Source organism: Nitrospirillum amazonense, assembly GCF_007828045.1.
Classification (GTDB): Bacteria; Pseudomonadota; Alphaproteobacteria; order Azospirillales; family Azospirillaceae; genus Nitrospirillum; species Nitrospirillum amazonense_C.
Map to the genome: position 1 here is coordinate 1 of NZ_VITN01000067.1, position 1,794 is coordinate 1,794.

General features: G+C 66.2%; 2 protein-coding genes. Both read left to right on the plus strand.

Annotation, left to right across the window (positions count from 1 at the left end):
- Positions 1 to 224 precede the first annotated feature (224 nt).
- The gene (locus FBZ89_RS30570; protein WP_186457681.1) at positions 225 to 1,082 is read left to right on the plus strand and encodes a mechanosensitive ion channel family protein; all 858 of its coding nucleotides are present in this window, start codon (positions 225 to 227) and stop codon (positions 1,080 to 1,082) included.
- A 206-nt stretch (positions 1,083 to 1,288) separates the two neighbouring features.
- Positions 1,289 to 1,636, plus strand: coding sequence for a hypothetical protein (locus FBZ89_RS30575; protein ID WP_145754879.1), 348 nt, complete (start codon positions 1,289 to 1,291; stop codon positions 1,634 to 1,636).
- Positions 1,637 to 1,794: the final 158 nt, after the last annotated feature.

A 1,794-nucleotide genomic window follows, 5' to 3' on the forward strand; every position in this document is an offset into this window, starting at 1 on the left:
AGCTCGTCAGGCTCATAACCTGAAGGCCGCAGGTTCAAATCCTGCCCCCGCAACCAAGCACAAACCCCCGCCCGCACAAGCCGGCGGGGGTTTTGCTGTTGGCGGTCGGCGGCAATCGGATCGGGAGATCTGTCAGTTCCGCCCTTCGGCCTGGCCAAGGCTGGCGGAACCTGAGTGCCCTCCCTATGTTCTTCACGCCCACATCGCCAACCGGAGGGTCGTGCATGCACCTGAATTTGCTCGCCGTGGATATCCCCGCGCTGGATACCGTGGACCAGAAGACCCAGGCGCTCCTGGTCAGCCTCAACGCCCTCATCCCCTGGATCGTGACCAACGGCGTCAACCTGCTGGCGGCCATCCTGATCCTGCTGATCGGCCTGTGGCTGTCCGGCAAGGTCAGCCGCATCGTCACGGCTGTCCTGGGCCGTACCCCCCAGTTCGACGCCATGCTGCGCGGTTTTTTCGCCAGCCTGGCGCGCTACGCCGTGCTGACGCTGACCGTGTTGGCGGTGCTGGCCCAGTTCGGCATCCAGACGGCCAGCTTGGTCGCCGTCATCGGCGCCGCCGGCCTGGCCATCGGCCTGGCGCTGCAGGGTACCCTGTCCAGCTTGGCGGCCGGCGTCATGCTGCTGATCTTCCGGCCCTTCAAGATCGGCGACAAGGTGCAGGTCGGTGGTGCCACCGGTACCGTGCGCGACTTGTCGCTGTTCTGGACCGAACTGATCTCCGACGACCAGATCCAGATCATCATCCCCAACAACAGTGTGTGGGGCCAAGCGTTGCGCAACATGAGCGTCCATCCCACCCCCGCGCACGCTGGCGAGCTGCGCTTCCGCATTCCGGAGACCAGCGATCTGGACGGCGTAGCCGAGGCGGTGCGGGGGATCGTGGCGGCCGACCCGCGCATCCAGCCCAACCCCACCGTGCTGTTCGACCGCACCGGTGACACCCGTGCGCTGGACGTGGTGGTGGGCTTCTCCACCGCCGATGACATCGTGCCCGGCGTGAAGAGCGACCTTATCCGCGCCATCCATGCGGCCGCGCTGCCCACGGAACCCCAAGCGGGCCCCTCCGCCGCGTGATCTGACGATTTACGGTTTGGAAACGACAGCCGTCCGGTGATCCGCCGGGCGGCTGTCGTGCCATGGGGACGCCATATCTCTGGCATGGTCTTCGCGACTCGCATGGCGGCCGAGCGACTGACACCGTTGTCTATTATCTCGCAGCTGCCATATTTTAGTTCGCAGCTGCAGCATACGCTGCCGCCCGTCGTCATCCGAGGTCCGCCATGTCCCGCTCCATCGCCGCCCACTCCATCCTGTTTTCCGCCGTCGTCGCCGGGGCCGTGGGCCTGGCGACCGTGGCCCGTTCCGAGACGCTGTCCGCCGATACGGCCCTGCAGGCCAAGTTCGACGCCGTCGATGTCAACCTCTACTACCATCCCACCAAGGCCGGTTATCAGGTGGTCGTGACTGCCGGTACCCAGGACCCGGCCAGCACCGTCCGTTTCATGTCCACCCTGGCCCCTGACCAGGAGACCGTTGTGTCCGTGCCGCGTGGCGCCGGCCAGCAGGCCCTCGAGTTGCGCCTGCGCCGGGTCGGCGACCAGCTGGAGCTGGTGCGTCCGGTGTCGTGATCCGGCGGTGACCATCCATCCGCATCCGTCAAAAGCCCGTGGCTCCGGCCACGGGTTTTTTTGTCGGTGCGCCAGGCATGGCGCGAGGTGCGTAAGCACCGAGAGCCGGGTTGGTAACCGGCTTGTGACTTGGAGGTGGAAGTCCTCTACGGACCCTG

Bases quoted from the DNA above. Each gene is read 5' to 3' on its own strand.
- FBZ89_RS30575 (WP_145754879.1), top strand. From the start codon at position 1,289: ATGTCCCGCTCCATCGCCGCCCACTCCATCCTGTTTTCCGCCGTCGTC.
- FBZ89_RS30570 (WP_186457681.1), top strand. From the start codon at position 225: ATGCACCTGAATTTGCTCGCCGTGGATATCCCCGCGCTGGATACCGTG.